Genomic DNA, 19591 nt, shown 5'->3' with positions numbered 1-19591 from the left:
AAAGACAACGCAGCGATTTCACGAAGGTTTGATTGATCGCAGGTTTAGATTCACTGCAAGAGCTTCGCCAGCGTCCCCCACGCCCGCGCCGACTTTCCCTTTATGCCCCGCTGCCTCCTGGCGGCTGGGCACGCCATTCTGCACGCCCTTCGAGCTACCTGATGAACACCATTGCCCCATTCAGTCGTCCGTCGCCGTCACCTGTCGCGCGCAAGGCGAGCCAGCGCCTGCGCCGGCGCGATGCGCGCGGCCGGTTCGTTCCCACCCTGGCCTCGGTAGACCGCGGCGAGCCGGTGCTTTTCGTGGTGTCGGAGATGGCGGACTTCATCAAGGCCGGCGGCCTGGGGGATGTCGCCGCCTCGTTGCCGCGCGCATTGCGCAGCGCCTGTGATGTCAGGGTGCTGATTCCCGGCTATCCGGAAGTCCTTTCACGCCTGCGTTCGATCGAAGTGGTCGGCAGCGTGGCGCCGCGGGGTCACCTGCCTGCCTGCCGCATCGGGCGTGCACTGCAGACCGACGGGCTGCCGATCTATGTCCTGTTGAACGGCCCATTGTTCGACCGCGAAGGGTCTCCCTACGTTGACGCCGCAGGCAAGGAATGGAAAGACAACGCGATCCGTTTCGCGACGCTTTCACATGCAGCGGCGGAAATCGCCGCTGGCCGCACCGGCATGGACTGGGCCCCGGGGCTGCTGCACCTGAACGACTGGCCCACCGCGCTGGCCGCTGCCTACGTGCGCTGGGACGGCACGGAGGTGGCCACGTTGTTGACCATCCACAACCTGGCTTACCAGGGTCTGTTCCCGTACGCGCTTGCAGAGGCGCTGGGCATCCCGGCCGAACACCTGGAGGAAATGCATTTCTTCGGACACATGTCCTTCCTGCAGGCCGGCATCGTCAATGCCACGCGCTTGAACACGGTGAGCCTGCACTACGCCGAGCAGATCACCGCGCCGGCCGATGGCTGCGGGCTGGATGCGCTTTTGGCGCGGCGCGCCGCGCGCGGGCACCTGAGCGGCATCGTCAACGGCATCGATGCAAGCTGGGATCCGCGTTCGGATGCGCACCTGAGCGCGCACTTCAGCGTGCAGCAGTGTGCCGGTCGCGCCGCCAATGCGGCGAGCGTGCGGCAGGCGTTCGGCCTGCGCGACAGTGACGGTCCGTTGTTCGCGGTGGTCAGCCGGCTGGTGCACCAGAAGGGGCTGGACATCACCTGCGACGTCGCGCCGCAGATCATCGCCGCCGGTGGCCAGCTGGTGGTCATCGGCGGCGGCGAGCCGCAGGTTGAAGAGCAGGTGCGCGCTCTTGCGCGGCGCTTCCCGGGGCAGGTCGGCGCCTGGATCGGTTTTGACGAACAGCTGGCGCGCCAGATGTTCGCCGGTGCGGATTTCCTGCTGATGCCCTCGCGCTTCGAGCCATGTGGGCTCAGCCAGATGTATGCGCAGCGTTTTGGCTGCCTGCCCATCGCCCACGCCACCGGTGGACTGGTGGACACCGTGGACGACGGGGTGACCGGGTTCCTGTTCCACGAGCCAACCGCCAACGTCATGCGCCGCTGCGTTGAGCGCGCATTGCGCACCTTCCGCATGCCCAGCCTGCTGCGTTCGATGCAGCGTGCGGCGATGCTGCGGCCCAGTGGCTGGGATATCGCCGGGCGGCAGTACCTTGACCTGTATCGGCAGGCACGGGTGGCTGCATGATGGAGGGTGAGCGCGTGCAGGAGTCCGCCATCGCACAGGAACCTGTCCAAGCGACGGTGACAGAAACGCTTCCGGCCGCGCTGCAGGCGCTGTCGCGGGGTGAACCGGCCGATCCCTTCGCCTGGCTGGGCGTGCACGGCGACGGCAACGGCGGATACCTGCTGAGGACGCTGCTGCCCGGTGCGCTGGCCGTCCATGCCCGGTTGCCCGGCGAGCCCACAGAGCGGGCCATGGCGGCGGCCGCAACGTGCGATGGCCTGTTCCAGCTTGCCGTCGCCGGCCCTGGCCGGGCCAGCCTGCGCATCACCTGGCCCGACGGCGAGCAGCGGCTGGACGATCCTTACGGCTTCTGGCCCGTGCTGCCCGATGACGTACTGGATGGCGTGCGCGCGGGGGATGGCGAAGCCATGCGCGCGCTGGGAGCGGTTCCGATGCAGGTCGACGGCGTCGACGGGGTGCGGTTCGCGGTCTGGGCGCCTAACGCGCGGCGGGTCGCCGTGGTGGGGGAGTTCAACAGCTGGGATGGCCGTCGACATCCCATGCGCCTGCGTCACGATGCGGGCGTCTGGGAACTGTTCCTGCCCGCCATCGCCGCCGGTGCGCGCTACAAGTTCCGCATTACCGGGGCAGATGGCGTGGTGCTCGCCGACAAGGCCGACCCCATGGCGCGCTGGGCCGAGCTGCCTCCGGCCACCGCCTCGCGGGTTGCCCCCGCGGCACAGCGCGAGTGGCAGGACAGCCAGTGGATGCAGCAACGCAGCGCTTGTTCGGACGCGCCGTTGTCGATCTATGAGGTGCACGCCGGTTCCTGGCAGCGCGACGGAGAAGGTCACGAGCTGGACTGGAACGCGCTGGGCGACCGGCTGATTCCGCACGTCCAGGCACTTGGCTTCACCCACATCGAACTGTTGCCCGTGAGCGAACATCCCTTCGGCGGTTCGTGGGGCTACCAGCCGCTGGGTATCTACGCGCCGACCGCGCGCCACGGCACGCCGGATGATTTCGCGCGCTTCGTGGAACGCTGCCACCTGGCAGGAATCGGCGTCATCGTCGATTGGGTGAGCGCGCATTTCCCCAACGACGCGCACGGCCTGGAGCGCTTCGACGGCACCGCGCTGTATGAGCACGCCGACCCGCGGGAAGGCTTCCACCAGGACTGGCACACCCTGATCTACAACTACGGTCGCAACGAAGTAGCGGCCTACCTGATCGGCAGCGCGCTGGAATGGGTCGAGCGTTTCCACATCGACGGCCTGCGCGTGGACGCGGTGGCTTCAATGCTGTATCGCGATTACAGCCGCAATGACGGGGAGTGGGTGCCCAACGAGCACGGCGGGCGTGAGAACCTGCAGGCGGTGGCCTTCCTGAAACAGATGAACGCCACGCTGCGCGAGCGTTTCCCGCAGGTGATGGTGATCGCCGAAGAGTCCACCGCCTGGCCCGGCGTCACCGCCCCGGTGGAGCAGGGTGGTCTGGGGTTCACCCATAAATGGAACATGGGCTGGATGCACGATTCGCTGCGTTACATGCAGCATGATCCCGTGCACCGCCAGCATCACCACAGCGAGATGACCTTCGGCCTGGTGTATGCGTTCTCTGAACGCTACGTGCTGCCGCTGTCCCACGATGAGGTGGTGCACGGTAAAGGGGCCCTGCTGGCGCGGATGCCGGGCGATGACTGGCAGCGCTTCGCCAACCTGCGCGCCTATTACGCGCTGATGTGGGCGCACCCGGGCAGCAAACTGCTGTTCATGGGCGGCGAGTTCGGACAGAGCCACGAGTGGAACCACGGCGAAGCGCTCGACTGGGAGCAGGCCGCACGCCCGCTCAACCAGGGCCTTGCGCGGTTGGTGGGTGACCTGAACCAGCTGCTGCGCGGGCATCCGGCGCTGCACCGTGACGAGCAGGATGAGCGCACCTTTGAATGGAGCATCGGCGATGACCATGCCAACAGCGTGTTCGCCTTCGTGCGCCACGATCCCCAAGGCCTGACACCGCCCTTGCTGGTGGTCAGCAACCTGACTCCGCTACCCCGCCATGGCTACCGCGTCGGCGTTCCGCGCGCGGGGCGATGGCGGGAGATCCTCAACAGCGACAGCATGTTCTACGCCGGCAGCAACGTCGGCAACGGCGGCGCGCTGGCAACCGAGCCGCAGGCGATGCACGGTCAGCCGCATTCGCTGCAGCTGACCCTGCCGCCGCTGGCCACGCTCTACCTGCAGGTGGATGCATGACGGCAGCGGTAAGGGAGCGACTGGGTGCATGGCCCCTTGGCGACGGCCGTTACCGCTTCTGCCTGTGGGCGCCCGACGCACGTGAGGTGGCGCTGGTGCTGGATGGCGAAGTACGCGCGATGTCGCCGGGCGAGGACGGTTGCTTCCGCGCGGAGGCCACCGGCAGCAGCGGGACACCCTACCGGTTCCTGATCGACGGCCAGGCGCAGGTGCCTGATCCTGCCTCGCGCTGGCAGCCACACGGCGTGGAAGGCGCCAGCGCGCTGCTGCCCGATGATGGCCATGCGTGGCAGGCGCGCTGGGAAGGCCGGCCGTGGCAGGAACTGGTCATCTACGAGGTGCACCTGGGGTGCAGCGGGGGCATTGCTGGCCTGAAGGCACAGCTGCCTGCGCTGGCGTCGATGGGCATCACCGCGTTGGAGCTGATGCCGGTGGCGCAGTTCCCCGGCCGACGCAACTGGGGCTATGACGGTGTGTTCCCCTATGCACCGGCCGAAGCGTATGGGCATCCGGATGAGCTGAAGGGGTTGGTCGACGCCGCCCATGCGCAGGGCATGGCGGTGCTGCTGGACGTGGTCTACAACCATTTCGGTCCGCAGGGAAACCTGTTGGCCAGCTATGCTTCGGCGTTCTTCAACGACCAGGCGCCGACGCCCTGGGGTGAGGCCATCGACTTCAACCAGCCCCAGGTCAAGCGCTTCTTCGTCGACAACGCGCTGATGTGGCTGCAGGAATATCGCTTTGACGGCCTGCGGCTGGATGCGGTGCAGGCGATCACCCCGAACGCGTTCCTCGGTGAGCTGCTGCAGGCCATCCGCGCCGGCTGCGCCGACCGGCCGCACGTGCATCTGGTACTTGAAAACGAACGCAACCAGGCCTCCTGGCTGCGCCAGGGGTACCAGGGGCAGTGGAATGACGACCTGCACAACGCACTGCATGTGATGCTCACCGGTGAGTCGGAAGGCTACTACGCGGACTATGCCGGGCGCGCCCCGCAGTTGCTTGCGCGGGCGCTTTCGGAAGGCTTCGCCTGGCAGGGCGAGCGCAACCACAAGGGCGAGCTGCGCGGCGAGCCGAGCGCTGACGTGGCCCCCCAGCATTTCGTGATTTTCGCCCAGAATCATGACCAGATAGGTAACCGGGCGCTGGGCGAGCGACTGGTTTCGCTGGTGCCTGACCATCACGCACGTGCCGCGCTGGCGCTGGTCCTGCTGGTACCGATGGTGCCGCTGCTGTTCATGGGTGAACCGTGGCAGGCCAGGCAACCGTTCCTGTTCTTCACCGATTACCTGCCGCCGCTGGACGAAGCGGTGCGCGAAGGCCGGCGGCGCGAGTTCGCCGGGTTCGCGGCATTCGCCGACGCGGCCCAGCGGCAGCGGATTCCCGATCCCAATGCACGCTCCACCTTCGAGGCGTCCCGTGTTGCCCTGCCGGCGGCCGACGATGCCCAGGCCGCTGCTCATCTTGCCGTGTTCACCACGCTGCTGTCATTGCGCCGCCGCTATCTGCAGCCCGGGCTTGCGCATGCGCGCCCGCTGGGCGCCCGCGTGCTGGGACCCGCTGCCGTACAGGCGGGCTGGCAGCTCCCCGATGGCCAATGGTGGATCGCGCTGAACGTCGGCGACGCGGCGCTGGGGCACGAACTTCCCGACGGGACGCTGGTGTGGCAACAACAGGACGCAGCGCCCGGGCAGATCGCCGCAGGCAGCGTGTGCGTGCATTGGGTACCGCGATGAGCAGCGAGGACGCGCTGCTGCTACGCGCGGCAGAGGCCGGCCTGCAGGTCCGTTGGACCGACGTGGCGGGCGTCGAGCGGGAGGTCGCACCGGACGTGGTCGACGCGGTGCTGAGGTCGCTGGCAGACAGTGCCCGTGCCGCAGGCGCCGCCCCGCCCCTGCTGACCTGCGTGGTCGGACAGACCCTGTCGGTGCCCGGGGCGGGCAGCGGCGACGCCCACTGGATTGCAGAAGACGGCACAGCGCAACCGGCGCGGCAGACAGGGGCAGGGCAGTGGCAGGCGCCCCCGACGCCTGGCTATTGGCACTGGGCGCAGGGCACGCGCCTGCAGGCTGTGGCAGTAGCACCGCAGCGCAGCTGGTTTCCCGTACCAGGCACCGGTTGCCGTCACTGGGGTGTCGCCGCACAGGTCTACAGCGTGCCCGGAACCGGGGACGGCGGGATCGGTGACAGCGGTGGCATCGCGGGATGGATTCCGCGACTGCGCGCGCACGGCGCCACGGCGATCGCGCTTTCGCCGATCCACGCCAGCATGCCGATCGGCAGCGGCTTCAGCCCGTATTCGCCAAGCGACCGGCGCTGGCTTGAACCGCTGCACGGCGCCCCTCTCCAACAGCTTCCCGAAGCCGCCGCGGCGGTACGCGCAGCGGATGCGGAACTGGATGCGCGGCTGGCCGCGCACGAAGCCGATGGGCAAATCCGCTGGGCTGACGCGGCCGCTGCCAAGTGGCAGTGGATCGGCAGGTTGCCGGCCTGGCTGCAGACCCATCGTCCCGAACGGTGGCGCCAGATCGAATCCGAACTGGCAGCTGGGGGTGCGCCGTTGGCCTCATGGGCTGCCCAGACCGCGGCGTTGTCGCGCAGCCCGGCGTCTCTGCAGGCGTTTGGCCAGTGGCTGGCGCAGGCCAGCTGGCGGCAGTTGCAGCACGACGCGCGCCAGGACGGCATGGCGATCGGCCTGATCGCCGACCTTGCGGTGGGATTCGATCCGGCCGGTGTCGAGGCGCAGGACAACGCAGATGCCGTGCTGCAAGGCCTGGAACTCGGCGCGCCACCGGATGCCTTCAATCCGCATGGCCAGGCCTGGGGGATCACAGGCTATGCACCGGGCGCGCTGCGCGCCCAGGGCTACGCGCCATTCATCACCCTGCTGCGTGCGGTAATGGCCCAACGCGGGGGCGTCCGCATCGACCACATCCTGGGCCTGCTGCGGTTGTGGGTGCTGCCGCGCGGCGCGGGTGCCGGGCAGGGCATCTATCTGCGCTACCCCTTCGATGACCTGCTCAACCTGCTGGTGCTTGAGTCCTGGCGCAACCACTGCGTGGTGATCGGCGAAGACCTGGGTGTGGTACCACCGGGCATCCGTGATGCGCTCGCCGCGCGCGGCGTGCTGGGCATGGAAGTGCTCGCCTTCAACCGCGATGAGCAGGGCTTCCTGCCCACCGCGCAGTGGCGGAAATCGGCCGTGGCGATGTCCTCCACCCATGATCTGCCGCCGGTGGCAGGCTGGCTGCAGGGCCGCGACCTGCAGTGGCGCAGACAGCTGGGCTGGAACGACGACGACGCCGACCAGGCGCAAGCGCTACAACGCCAGGCCGAGGTCCAGCAGCTGGCTGCACTTGTGCAGGCCGAAGGCGTGGACAGCGGAGACCTGCAGCGCGATGCGCTGGCACTCACCGCGCGCGCACCGTCCGTACTGGCCCTGCTGCCGCTGGAAGATGCCACGGCAAGCATCGAACAGCCGAACCTGCCGGGCACCGTGCAAGCACATCCCAACTGGTGCCGTCGGATGGCGCCGCACGGTGATGCCGCGGCGATCGAAGGACGGCTGGCGGCCTTCGCTGCGCAGCGCAGGCAGGGAGCCGCTGCATGACGACGCTGCGCGCCACCGTTCGCCTGCAACTGCACGCCGGCTTCGATTTCGATGCGGCGGCTGCCCAGGTCGACTACTTCGCCCGGCTCGGCATCAGCCACCTTTACCTGTCCCCGATTGCCAGCGCCGTGCCGGGTTCGACGCACGGCTATGACAACGTCGACCCCACCCGCATCAGCCTGGAGCTGGGCGGTGAGCAAGGCTTCCTCCGACTGTCCGATGCCGCCCGCCAGCATGGGATGGGTATCCTGCTGGACATCGTGCCCAACCACATGGCGGTGCATCCTGCCAATCCGTGGTGGAACGATGTGCTGCGCAATGGCCGGCGCAGCGCACACGCAGGTTGGTTCGACATCGATTGGGACGCCCCGGAATGCGACGGCAGGCTGTGGCTGGCCGTGCTGGACAGGCCGTTGGCTGCCGCCCTGGCGGACGGCGCGCTGCATCTGGACCTCGGTGCAGAAGGGCCCTGCCTGCGCCACCACGATCTGGAACTGCCGCTGTCGCCGCTGAGCTATCCGGCGCAGGCCGACAGCTGGCCTGCGTGGATCGCGCGTTGCCTGCGCAGCCCGCAACGCATGCAGGATGTGCTGCAGCGGCAGGCGTATCGCCTGGGCTGGTGGCGTACCGGCGCCGACCATACCAACTATCGGCGTTTCTTCGACATCGACGGCCTGGTCGCGCTGCGGATGGAGCTGCCGGAGGTCTTCGACGCCGTCCACGCATTGCCGCTGCGTCTTGTCGCCGAGGGCCATGTCGATGGCCTGCGTGTGGACCATGTGGATGGGTTGGCTGATCCGCAGGGGTATCTGGGTCGGCTGCGCAGCGGCCTGGATCAGGCTGCCACCGCCTCAGGTCGCCCCGCCGAGGCGATCACCCTGCACGTGGAGAAGATCCTGGCCGATGACGAGGCGCTACCCGCCGACTGGGCCTGCGACGGAACCACCGGCTACGACTTCATGGACCAGGTCGGGGCGCTGCTGCACGACAGCGAAGCCGGACCTGCCCTGCACGCGCTCTGGCACTCAGCCAGCGGCGACGCCCGCAGCTTCGACCAGCATCAGCAGCAGGCGCGCCTGCAGATGCTGCAGGGTTCGCTGCGCTGCGACTTCGACCGGCTGCTGCGGCGGCTTGATGCCCAGCGGCTGGCCAATCCCGCAGCGGCCGACATCACCGGCGGCATGCTGGAACGGGCCCTGCGGGCGCTGTTGCAGCATTTTCCGGTCTACCGCACGCATGGGCTGCGCTCGGCAGCCGACCAGACGTGGCTGGCGCGTGCCGCCGACGCCGCCGCCGCCCAGCTGGGGGAAGGTGACCGCGCCGCGCTCGAGCAGCTGTGTGTCTGGTTGCACGGGATTCCCGCCATGCTGACCCGGTTCGAACAGCTGACCGCACCGCTGAATGCCAAGGCGGTCGAAGACACCGCGTTCTATCGCTACGGGCGGCTGCTGTCGCGCAACGAGGTCGGCAGTGATCCAGGCAGGCTGCATCTGCCGCTGGAGGAGTTCCTGCTGCGGGCACGGCAACGCGCGCAGCAGTGGCCGCGCGCGTTGCTGGCAGTGGCCACGCACGACCACAAGCGCGGTCCGGACGCGCGTTGTCGTCTGGCCACGGTGAGTTGCAACCTGGCGCACTGGTCAGCCCAGTTGGCGCACTGGAACGAGCTCGCCATGCAGGTCGGTCGCCCCTGTCCGCTGCCGGGCGCAGAGACCCTGATGCTGTGGCAGACGCTGCTGGCAAGCTGGCCGCTGCAGGCCGAGCGGGTGGATGCCGGCTTCATCGGCCGCGTCGACGGCTGGTTGCAGAAGGCCCTGCGCGAAGGCAAGCAGGTGAGCAGCTGGAGCGATCCGGACCGCGCGCTCGAGCAGGGCGCATCGGACTGGCTGGCATGGCTGGGCAGCAGCCCCCAGGCGGCGCCGTTGCGCTCGGCACTTGACGCGTTCGTGCACGCCATCGCACCGCACGCCGCGCGGCTGGGGCTGGTCCAGCTGGCGTTGCAGCTGTGCTGCCCCGGGGTGCCCGATCTGTACCAGGGCAACGAAGGCTGGGATACCAGCCTGGTGGATCCGGACAACCGACGCGAGGTCGACTACCTGCAGCGGCGCGCATGGCTCGGCTCGCCGCCGGACTGGCGGCAGGCCCTGCAGGAGCACTGGAGCGGGGGCAGTGCCAAGGCGCTGCTGCTGGCGACCCTGCTCCGTCATCGCGCTGCGGTGCCGTCCTTGTTCATCGATGGCTCGCTGACGCTGCTGTCTGCCACCGCCGGCGCGTGGGTACTGTCGCGCCAGCTCGGTGACGACCAGCTGCTGCTGATGCTCGACACGACGGCCCGGCTGGAGACGCCGCTGGCGCCGGGCACGCTGCTGCGCCAGGAGGATAGCGAGCGCGGTCGCGTCGGCCTTCCAGTGGGCCACTGGCGCAGCCTGCTGGACGCGCGACGCCGCGAGGGCGGGGATGACATCGAGGCAGATGCGTTGCTGGACGGGGCGCCGCTGGCGATATGGGTATTGGACAACGGAGAAGATGATGGACGCTGAGGAACGCAAACGGCGTACGGCCGCGCTGGCCCACCAGATATGGGAGGCCGAAGGGCGCCCGGACGGGCAACAGCTACGCCACTGGCAGATGGCCGAACGCCTGGTGCTGGCCGATATCGAAGCCGCCCATGGCAAGCAACCGGAGGAGGCAGCCGTTGGCGCTTCGTAAATGGACACAGACCTCGCGCGTGCGCGAGGGCCTGCCGTATCCGCTGGGTGCAAGCTGGGACGGACTGGGCGTCAATTTCGCACTGTACTCGCGGCATGCCACCAAGGTGGAGCTGTGCCTGTTCGATGCCCGCGGGCGTGAGAAGGAACGCATCGCGTTGCCCGAGTACACCGACGAAATCTGGCACGGCTACCTGCCCGATGCCCGTCCTGGCCAGCGCTATGGCTACCGGGTGCACGGGCCCTATGCGCCGGACGCGGGCCATCGTTTCAACCCGAACAAGCTGCTGCTCGACCCGTATGCCAAGCAGATCGTCGGCGAGCTCAAGTGGGCTCCCCACCTGTTCGGTTACACCATTGGCCACCGCGACCGCGACCTGAGTTTCGACCGGCGTGACAGCGCCGCCTACATGCCGCGCTGCGCGGTGGTGGACCCCGCGTTCAGCTGGGGCAATGAACGCGCGCCCGCCACCCCCTGGGACCGCACGGTGATCTACGAAGCACACGTGCGCGGACTCACCATGCGCCACCCGTCGGTGCCGCAGGACGAGCGAGGCACGTTCTCGGCGCTGCGCCACGATGCGCTGGTCGATCACCTCACGCACCTGGGCGTGACTGCAGTGGAACTGCTGCCGGTGCATGCCTTCATTGATGACCAGTACCTGCTGGAGCAGGGCCTGCGCAACTACTGGGGCTACAACTCGATCGGTTTCTTCGCACCGCATCCGCGTTACCTGTCGCAGGGCACGGTGGCGGAGTTCAAGCAGATGGTGGCACGCATGCACCATGCCGGGCTGGAGGTGATCCTGGATGTGGTCTACAACCACACCGCCGAAGGCAACGAACTGGGCCCGACGCTCTCTTTCAAGGGGATCGACAACACCAGCTATTACCGGCTGGGCGATGACCGGCGTTACTACATCAACGACACTGGAACCGGCAATACGTTTGACCTCACCAATGCCGGTGCGCTGCGCATGGTGATGGATTCGCTGCGCTACTGGGTGACCGAAATGCGCGTTGACGGATTCCGCTTCGACCTTGCCACGATCCTCGGGCGCGAGAAGCATGGCTTTGATCCGTCCTGCAGTTTCCTCGACGCGGTGCGCCAGGATCCCGTGCTGAGCCAGGTCAAGCTGATCGCCGAGCCGTGGGACATCGGCCCGGGCGGTTACCAGCTGGGTGCGTTCGCGCCGGGCTGGGCCGAGTGGAACGATCGTTTCCGCGACACCAGCCGCGCGTTGTGGCGGGGTGACGGCGGCCAGCTTCCCGGTTTCGCCGCACGCTTCACCGGGTCGGCCGACCTGTTCGACCATCATGGGCGCCGCCCCTCGGCGAGCATCAACTTCATCACGGCCCATGATGGATTCACGTTGCACGACCTGGTGAGCTACCAGCACAAGCACAACCTGGCCAACGGAGAAGACGGACGCGACGGGCACGGCCACAACCTGTCCAGCAACCATGGCGTGGAAGGCGAGACCGACGACCCCCCGATCCTGGCCCTGCGCGCGCAGCAGATGCGCAACCTGCTCGCCACGCTGCTGCTCTCGCAGGGCACCCCGATGCTGTTGGCGGGCGATGAGTTCGGCCACACCCAGCACGGCAACAACAACGTGTACTGCCAGGACAACGAGCTGGCCTGGATCGACTGGGAGCGCGCCGAGCAGCCGGCTGCGCAGGCGCAGGCCGCGTTCGTGCGGCGCCTGTTGCTGCTGCGCCGCCGCTATGGACTGCTCCGGCGCAACCGGTTCCTGCGCGACGCCGGGCAGCAGAGCGGCGACATCCATTGGCTGACGCCGGAAGGCCACCGCATGCAGGAGGCCGACTGGCACGACGGCGAGCGCAGGGCGTTGACCATCGTGCTGGACGGCCGCAGTCCGGCCTCGGCGCACGCGTCCGGCCGCAACGTCAGCCTGGCGCTGCTGATCAACACCGGCGGCTCGCCGCAGGTGTATCGGGTCGCCCTGGAAGGCATGGATTTCCGCAAGGTGCTGCTGCAGACGCCGGAGCTGCCACTGCACCAGGATGACGAGGGGCAATGGGAACTGCCCGGCCACAGCCTGTGCCTGCTGGCAGCCAGCAGTAGTTGACGGCGGCGGGCAGGTGGCGCATCCGGCGGACGCGCCACCTGCCCGTCAACGGTGTCAAAGCGCAACAAACCCTCCCGTCACGTTCCGTTGCGGTGCACTGCGTCCATCATCGTGCTGTATTCATGCCGCCGCGATGTGGCGGGGCTACTCCTGGAGGCAGTGTGTGACGGTGACGAACGTGGACAATGGCGGGCTGGCGGGCAAGCGGATACTGGTCGCCGAAGACGAATACAACATCGCCATGTTCCTGGTGGAATATCTGCAGATGAAGGACGTCGACGTGGTCGGTCCTGCCGGAAACCTGAAGGCGCTCGATGCTCTGCTGGACACGCAGCCGGTGGACGGCGCGCTGCTGGACATCAATCTCGGCGGGGAGCTGGTATATCCGCTGGCGGACCGCCTGCGCGACGGCAACATTCCGTTCGTGCTGACGTCGGGTTACGACGACAACGTACCTGAGCGCTTTGCCTATGCCCCGCGCTGCGGCAAGCCCTATCGGCTGGAAGCACTGACCCAGGCACTGGAACAGGCGCTGCAGGCACGCCACGTGCCCGGCAGCAGCTGACTTGCCCATGGCCAGCCATCTGGATCCGCGCCTTGCGCCGCAGCCCGGCCGTGCGGTCGATCATGCAGGGGTGATGGCCACGGCCGTCCGCGGCGGGATGCGCGAGTGCATCCAGGGCCATGACTGGGCGGCGTCACCGTTGGGGAGCATGGACGACTGGCCTCCGCACCTGCGCGCCTGCGTGGACCTGATGACTGCCCACGGCTTTCCGATGATCGTGCTGTGGGGCCCCGAGCTGCTGCAGATCTACAATGATGGGTATGCTGAAATCATGGCGGATAAGCACCCGGCCGGGCTGGGCCAGCCGACGTCGGAGTGCTGGCCGGAAGTCTGGTACATCAATGAACCGCTCTACGAACAGGTGTGGCAGGGCAAGACCCTGACATTTTCCGACAAATGCTATCCCCTGCACAGGCACGGACGGTTGCAGGACGTGTGGTTCACCATCACCTACAGCCCGGTGCGCGACTGCGATGGCTCGATCGGTGGCGTGCTGGTGACCATGTTCGACACCACCGCCGAGCGCGTGGCGCGGGTGGAGCGCGAGCGCACCGAACGTGAGCTGCGCCGCACGAACGCTTCGTTGCAGGCCAACGAGGAACGGTTCCGCCAGTTCGCCGCCGCCTCTTCCGACGCGCTGTGGATCCGAGATGCCGACAGTCTGGACACCGAGCTGCTGAGCACTGCCTTCGACGCGGTGTACGGGCTGCCCCCCGGGCAGGCGTCAGGCGCGCTGCGCTGCTGGGCGGCGCGGGTGGTGCCCGATGATCGCCAGGCCGCCATCGATGCGGTAACCGGAGTGCGCGATGGCCTGCCCCGCGTCCACGAGTTCCGCGTGCAGCGCGAGGACGACAGCCGGTTTCGCTGGGTCCGTGACACCGTTTTTCCCCTGTTCGACCAGCAGGGACGGGTCAGCCGGATTGCCGGCATCGCCCGCGATGTCACCGAGGAACGACGCTGGGCCGAACATCAGTCCGTGCTGGTGGCAGAACTACAGCACCGGGTACGCAACATCATGGCCACCATCGGCTCGATCACCCTGCGCACCCGCGAATCGGCAACCAGCGTGGAAGACTATGCGCAACGCCTGTCCGGCCGGGTGATGTCACTGGCACGCACGCAGGCCCTGCTGACCCGCGCCGGCAACGTTGGCATCGATCTGTGTGGCCTGCTCAACGACGAGCTGTCTTCGTCGTCCTACGGCGCGCAGCGGTTCGTGCTGGATGGACCGACCGTGATGGTGCCGCCCAAGGCTGCCGAGGTGATGTCGCTGGCCGTCCACGAACTGGCTACCAATGCGCTCCGGCATGGCGCCCTGCGCGATCCGAACGGGAGGCTGGAGGTCAGCTGGCAGGTGCGCGAGGACCCGCAGCAGCAGCGTTGGGTCGACCTGCACTGGATTGAGACCCATGCTGCACGGGCTGGTTGGGAACCGCCGGCCCGCCGCGGCTTCGGCACCTCGCTGATCGAAGACCGGATTCCGTATGAGCTGGAAGGCGAGGGACATCTGCAGGTGGCTGCCGAGGGGACCCAGGCACGCATTTCCTTCCCGTTGCGGCATCGTGACAGCATCCTGCAGACGGATGCGCCGCAGGGCACCGCCATTGCCGGCGGTTCGGTCGACCTGGGAGATGCCGGGCTGCTCGCCGGCCATCGCGTCCTGGTGGTGGAGGATGATTTCTATCTCGCCCATGACACCGCCACTGCGCTGCGCAGCGCCGGCGCCGTCGTGCAGGGGCCGTGTTCGACCGTGCAGGCCGCGCTGCAGCGGCTGGACGGCGGCGGGGTGGATGCGGCGGTGATCGACATCAATCTCGGGCAGGGTGCCGAGACCGGAGTCATCGCTGCCCTGCAACGGGCTGGGCTGCCGTTCGTGGTGGTCACCGGCTATGACGAAGGGGCTGCCCCGCTCGACGCGGGTCGCTTCGTGCGCCTGCAGAAGCCGGCTACGCCGGCAGGGATCGCCCGCGCGCTTGCGCGCCTGGTGCATGCCGGGACGGCCTGATTCCCTGATGCGCGAAATCTTGAAGCGCCGCATCGCCTGTCTTGCTCAAATGCCCCTGCGCCGCCGCCACGGGGCGTTCCCGGAACGCAGTCGTTGGCAACGGGGTATGGCTGTATGAAGCAAAGAGGAGGCGTTGCGGACGCGGGTTCGAGTCCCGCCAGCTCCACCACCTGGGTATTGGGGGGCCAATTCCCAGCTGAAGGGGCTGTATTGGTTTCGACGTGGCGAGCATTCGGCGTGGACAGCCCGGGAGGCGACCGACGTCATCGGCGCAACAACCATAATCGCCAATAACGACGATTATCATCAGGTGCTCAAAGCCGCCTGATCCACGCAAGCGCACGTGGTCACCCAACGCGCGACACCCCGCCGGCAACGGCGGGGTGTTTTTCGTTGGCCAGCGGGCGGCGCTACTGGGCCGGGGGGAGACGGCAATGCTAGCCTTTACTCCCCCTGCAACGCTGCCCCGCCCATGGATCACCGTCTTTTCCTGTTCGACCTGGACGACACGCTGCTGGATTTCCGCGCCTCCGAACGGCTCTCATTCGCCCGTACGCTGTCCAGCCTCGGTGTCGAAGCGGCGGTGGACCCGCTGTATGCCACCTACCAGCAGTGCAACCGTGCGCTGTGGGAGGCACTGGAGCAGGGAAGGGTGGACAAGGATTTCCTCAAGGTCGAGCGCTTCCGGCGCCTGTTCGCCGCGCATGCCATCGACGCCGATCCGGCGCGCGCCGGCCATGTCTACCTGGAGTGGTTACCGCAGACGGTGGTGCTGGTGCACGGTGCACGCGCCGCCTGCGAAGCGTTGGCGGCGCGCGGCGAGATCGGCGTCATCACCAACGGCATCGAACAGGTGCAGAGCCGGCGCATAGCGGTATCCGGGCTGGCCGACCTGATCAGCTTCGTGGCGACGTCCGAAGCCTGCGGCCACGCCAAGCCGGACGTGCGTTTCTTCGCTTACGCCACCGCCATGGCCGGCACATTCGAACCCCACCGCACGATCATCATCGGTGACCGGCTGGAAGCGGATATCCTGGGTGCCAACCGCTTCGGGATCGACAGCTGCTGGTTCAATCCGGGCGCTGTTGCGCTCACCGGAGAGGCCGTGCCGACCTGCCAGGTTGAAAAGCTCAGTGACCTGCCCGCCGTGCTTGGGGTGGCCTGAGCGCCTCGGCCGGGCGCTGCGCTGCGCCTGCTTCTGCGCAAAGATGCACGGCATGCACACGCCGGCATTGCAGCACGCTTACATCCCAGCCTCTACGGTGGGGCTTCACGCCGTAGCGCACCACACAGAGGAAACGACCATGACCGAGCACGCTCCCATCCCCGAAGGCACGTTGATTGTTGTCGCTGACGGCGGCTCGGCCCGCGTTTTCACCAACGTCGGCAGCAAGACCGAGCTCAAGCTCAAGCAGCAGGACGAACTGGTGCTGCGCGATGTCAGCGAAGCCGGCGTCTCCGGCCAGGGTCCTTCCGGTGCGGTGCCCAAGGACATGAGCATCGCCCAGCTCAACGAGGCGACGTTCGCCAAGCAGCTGGCCGAGCAGTTGAACGATGATGCCCTGAACAACCGCTACGCCCATCTGGTGCTGGTGGCCGATCCGCAGACGCTTGGCCGGATCCGTCCGCAGTTGCACAAAGAAGTGCAATCGCGGCTGGTGCGTGACCTGGCCAAGGATTTCACCAACGCACCGCTGGAAGACATCCAGCGCGCTTTGGGCTGAGCCATGACAACGCCTGCAGGAACGCCGCAACCGGAGCCACTGCGATCGGCTGTCGATGCCAGCGAAGGCTGGCTGCTGCTCGAGTTCGGTGCGACATGGTGCGGTCACTGCCAGGCCGCCAAGCCGGTGGTGCAGGCGTTCGTGCAGGGGCATGCGCTGCTGCATTCATGGGTGGAGGATGGCAAAGGGCGCCCGCTTGGGCGCTCGTTCGCGGTGAAGCTGTGGCCCACGCTGGTCCTGCTGCGTGACGGGCGGGAGGTGGCGCGGGTGGTCCGCCCGTTGCGCGAGCAGGACCTCGCGCCGCTGCAGAATGCAATGGCGGTCTAGCAACAACGCAATGCAGCATGAACGGCGCGCCCGCCGGTGCTAGGATCGGGTTCCCTGAATCGATCTAAATGCCGCCCATGCCAAACCGTGCGAAGCGTCGATGGATACTTCTTGCAGCCGCAATGCTGTTGGGCTCAACGGCGGCAGCGGCCGGGACTGCCAGCGTGGGTGAGCGCGCCTTCGCTGCAGTCGATCCCTTCATCGGCACGGCTGGCGAGGGGCATACCTATCCCGGTGCCACCGTCCCGTTCGGCATGGTGCAGCTCAGTCCGGACACGCGCATCCAACCCCGCGAAAAGGCCTATGACTGGGCCGCCGGCTACCGCCACGACGACACCAGCATCGTCGGCTTCTCGCACACCCATTTTTCCGGCTCTGGCCATTCCGACCTCGGCGATGTGCTGCTGATGCCCTACACCGGCGAACCCGGGCTGGAACGCGGCGATCCGGACAAGCCGCGCAGCGGTTATGCGTCGCGCTTCAGCCACAAGGACGAGCGCGCCGAGCCGGGCTATTACGCAGTGACCCTTGACGATCACCGCGTACGCGCCGAGCTGACCGCGAGTGAGCGCGTCGGCGTGCACCGCTATCGTTTCCCGGCAGGGGAGCAGGCCAAGGTGCTGCTGGACCTGCGCACCAGCCTGTACGACTACCCCGGCAAGATCCTGTGGTCGCGCCTGCGCGTGCATGAAGACGGCACGGTCACCGGCTTCCGCGAAACCAGGGGCTGGGCACCGGGGCGCCAGTTGTACTTCGCGATGCGCTTCTCGCGCCCGCTCACCGGGCATGCGCTGCACAACACCGAAACGGACATCGCCTACAAGGGCTTCCCGCCACCGGGGCACGGCTCGCCGTTGCAGCGGGCACAGGTGGAAGGCCGCCAACTGGTGGCAACCTTTGATTTTGGCAAGCTCGACGGTCCGCTGGTGGCGAAGGTGGCCATTTCCTCGGTCAGCGAGGCAGGTGCCATCGCCAACCTGGATGCCGAGGTGCCCGCGTTCGACTTCGACCGCGTACGCGCCGATGCAAAGAAGAAGTGGATGGAAGCACTTGCGGTGGTGGACATCCAAGCGCCATTGCCGGACCGCCGCAGCGCCTATACCGCGCTGTATCACTCGCTGCTCGGGCCGACCCTGTCGATGGACGTGGATGGGCAGTACCGTGGTCCGGACAATGCGGTGCACCGTGCCGAAGGGTTCCGCCACCATTCCACGTTCTCGCTGTGGGATACCTATCGCGCCCTGCATCCGCTGCTGACCCTGGTGCAGCCGGAGCAGCGCAACAGTGATTTCATCAATTCGCTGCTCGCCCACCAGGCGCACAGCCCTTACGGCATGCTGCCGGTGTGGTCGTTCCACGGCCAGGAAACCTGGTGCATGATCGGCTATCACGCCGTTCCGGTGATCGCCGACGCCTACCTGAAGGGCATCCGCGGCTTCGATGGCGACAAGGCGCTTGAGGCGATGGTCGCCACTGCCAATTACGGTCCCTACGATGGCATCGCGCAATATCGTGAGCTGGGCTGGGTGCCGATCGACGAAGAAGGCGAAGCCGCCAGCAAGACGCTGGAGTATGCCTTCGACGACTGGACCATCGCACGCATGGCGCAGGCGATGGGACGCAAGGATGTCGCTGCCGAGTTCGGCAAGCGTGCGGGCAACTGGCGGCATGCGTTCGACAAAGAGACCGGCTTCATGCGCGCGCGCAAGCGCGACGGTAGTTTCCGCACCCCGTTCGATCCGTCGGCCAGCGGCTATGGCACTGATTACACCGAAGGCAACGCCTGGCAGTATTCCTGGTACGTGCCGCAGGACGTGCAGGGCCTGGCCGATGCACACGGCGGCAGCGACGCGCTGTTGAAGCGGTTGGACCAGGTGTTCGAGGCCAAGGTCGACCCGGCCGTGTTCGAGCACATGGAAGACATCACCGGGCTGATCGGCTGGTATGCGCACGGGAACGAGCCCAGCCACCACGTAGCCTACCTGTACGCCCATGCAGGCCAGCCGTGGCGCACCCAGGCACGTCTGAAGCAGATCATGGACACCCAGTACGCCGATCGCCCCGATGGCCTGGCAGGCAATGACGACCTCGGCCAGATGTCGGCGTGGTATCTGTTCACCGCGCTGGGTTTCTATCCGATTGCACCGGGCAGTGGCGAGTACATCATCGGCCGGCCGTTCCTGCCCAAGGCGACCTTGAACCTGCCCAATGGCAAGGTCTTCACCATTGTCGCCGAAGGACTGACGGCGGGACACGGCTACATCGCCTCGGCCACGCTCAACGGCAAGCCGCTGCAGCGTGCGTTCCTGCGCCACGACGAGATCATCGCCGGAGGTGAGCTGCGATTCGTGATGCAGGCCGAAGCCAACACCGCATGGCCCGGAAAAGACGCCGAACGACCGTATTCGATGTCCGGCGCGTTGCAGCAGTAACCGGCGTACTGTGTCCTGGTAGCGCCGACCTGTTGGTCGGCGGAACGCCCCCTCCAACGGCCCGCTGCGCTCGCCGACCATGGGTCGGCGCTACCGCTTTTTATTTTTATTACGCGGGTGGCGGCGCCAGGACCCTGTCAGAGGGGCGGGCGGTGGGGCTGGGCGGGGGCGTTGAGCGCCATGGATGGCGCGAAAC

At 67.4% G+C, this 19591-nt stretch carries 13 protein-coding genes; all 13 read left to right on the top strand.

Annotated elements, in window-relative coordinates:
- Nucleotides 1–161 precede the first annotated feature (161 nt).
- The 13 genes from glgA to SOM47_RS11305 all read left to right on the top strand — a co-directional run bounded on the left by glgA (nt 162) and on the right by SOM47_RS11305 (nt 19395).
- Nucleotides 162–1700, top strand: a complete 1539-nt coding sequence (gene glgA, locus SOM47_RS11365; RefSeq protein WP_414715793.1) for a glycogen synthase GlgA — start codon at nt 162–164, stop codon at nt 1698–1700.
- Nucleotides 1697–3934, top strand: coding sequence for a 1,4-alpha-glucan branching protein GlgB (glgB, locus tag SOM47_RS11360; protein WP_320505607.1), 2238 nt, complete (start codon nt 1697–1699; stop codon nt 3932–3934). Before glgA ends, glgB begins: the two co-directional genes overlap by 4 nt.
- Entirely contained in the window at nt 3931–5670 is a 1740-nt protein-coding gene (treZ, locus tag SOM47_RS11355) for a malto-oligosyltrehalose trehalohydrolase (protein WP_320505606.1), read from the top strand. The genes glgB and treZ overlap by 4 nt, the downstream gene beginning before the upstream one ends.
- Entirely contained in the window at nt 5667–7544 is a 1878-nt protein-coding gene (gene malQ / locus SOM47_RS11350; RefSeq protein WP_320505605.1) for a 4-alpha-glucanotransferase, read from the top strand. Before treZ ends, malQ begins: the two co-directional genes overlap by 4 nt.
- Entirely contained in the window at nt 7541–10081 is a 2541-nt protein-coding gene (gene treY, locus SOM47_RS11345; RefSeq protein WP_320505604.1) for a malto-oligosyltrehalose synthase, read from the top strand. Before malQ ends, treY begins: the two co-directional genes overlap by 4 nt.
- Nucleotides 10071–10250: a DUF2934 domain-containing protein gene (locus SOM47_RS11340; protein WP_042613570.1), complete on the top strand. Its 180-nt coding sequence runs from the start codon at nt 10071–10073 to the stop codon at nt 10248–10250. The genes treY and SOM47_RS11340 overlap by 11 nt, the downstream gene beginning before the upstream one ends.
- The gene (gene glgX / locus SOM47_RS11335; RefSeq protein ID WP_320505603.1) at nt 10237–12342 is read left to right on the top strand and encodes a glycogen debranching protein GlgX; all 2106 of its coding nucleotides are present in this window, start codon (nt 10237–10239) and stop codon (nt 12340–12342) included. Before SOM47_RS11340 ends, glgX begins: the two co-directional genes overlap by 14 nt.
- Nucleotides 12343–12505: 163 nt before the next feature.
- Nucleotides 12506–12907 (top strand): response regulator, encoded by a 402-nt coding sequence (locus SOM47_RS11330; RefSeq protein ID WP_235306046.1) that lies wholly within the window; start codon nt 12506–12508, stop codon nt 12905–12907.
- Between the two features lie 7 nt (nt 12908–12914).
- Nucleotides 12915–14912: an HWE histidine kinase domain-containing protein gene (locus SOM47_RS11325; protein ID WP_235306045.1), complete on the top strand. Its 1998-nt coding sequence runs from the start codon at nt 12915–12917 to the stop codon at nt 14910–14912.
- A 472-nt stretch (nt 14913–15384) separates the two neighbouring features.
- Nucleotides 15385–16077, top strand: a complete 693-nt coding sequence (locus SOM47_RS11320; protein ID WP_320505602.1) for a YjjG family noncanonical pyrimidine nucleotidase — start codon at nt 15385–15387, stop codon at nt 16075–16077.
- A gap of 139 nt (nt 16078–16216) precedes the next feature.
- Complete coding sequence (locus tag SOM47_RS11315; RefSeq protein WP_320505601.1) at nt 16217–16636, top strand: host attachment family protein; 420 nt, start codon at nt 16217–16219, stop codon at nt 16634–16636.
- Between the two features lie 3 nt (nt 16637–16639).
- Entirely contained in the window at nt 16640–16963 is a 324-nt protein-coding gene (locus SOM47_RS11310) for a thioredoxin family protein (RefSeq protein ID WP_320505600.1), read from the top strand.
- Nucleotides 16964–17040: 77 nt separating this feature from the next.
- Nucleotides 17041–19395, top strand: a complete 2355-nt coding sequence (locus SOM47_RS11305) for a GH92 family glycosyl hydrolase (RefSeq protein WP_320505599.1) — start codon at nt 17041–17043, stop codon at nt 19393–19395.
- Nucleotides 19396–19591: the final 196 nt, after the last annotated feature.

The sequence above is a fragment of the Stenotrophomonas sp. CFBP8980 genome (genome assembly GCF_034046095.1).
GTDB lineage: Bacteria > Pseudomonadota > Gammaproteobacteria > Xanthomonadales > Xanthomonadaceae > Stenotrophomonas > Stenotrophomonas lacuserhaii.
Note: the sequence above shows the minus strand (reverse complement) of the source record. Positions and strands in the feature narration are given on the sequence as shown.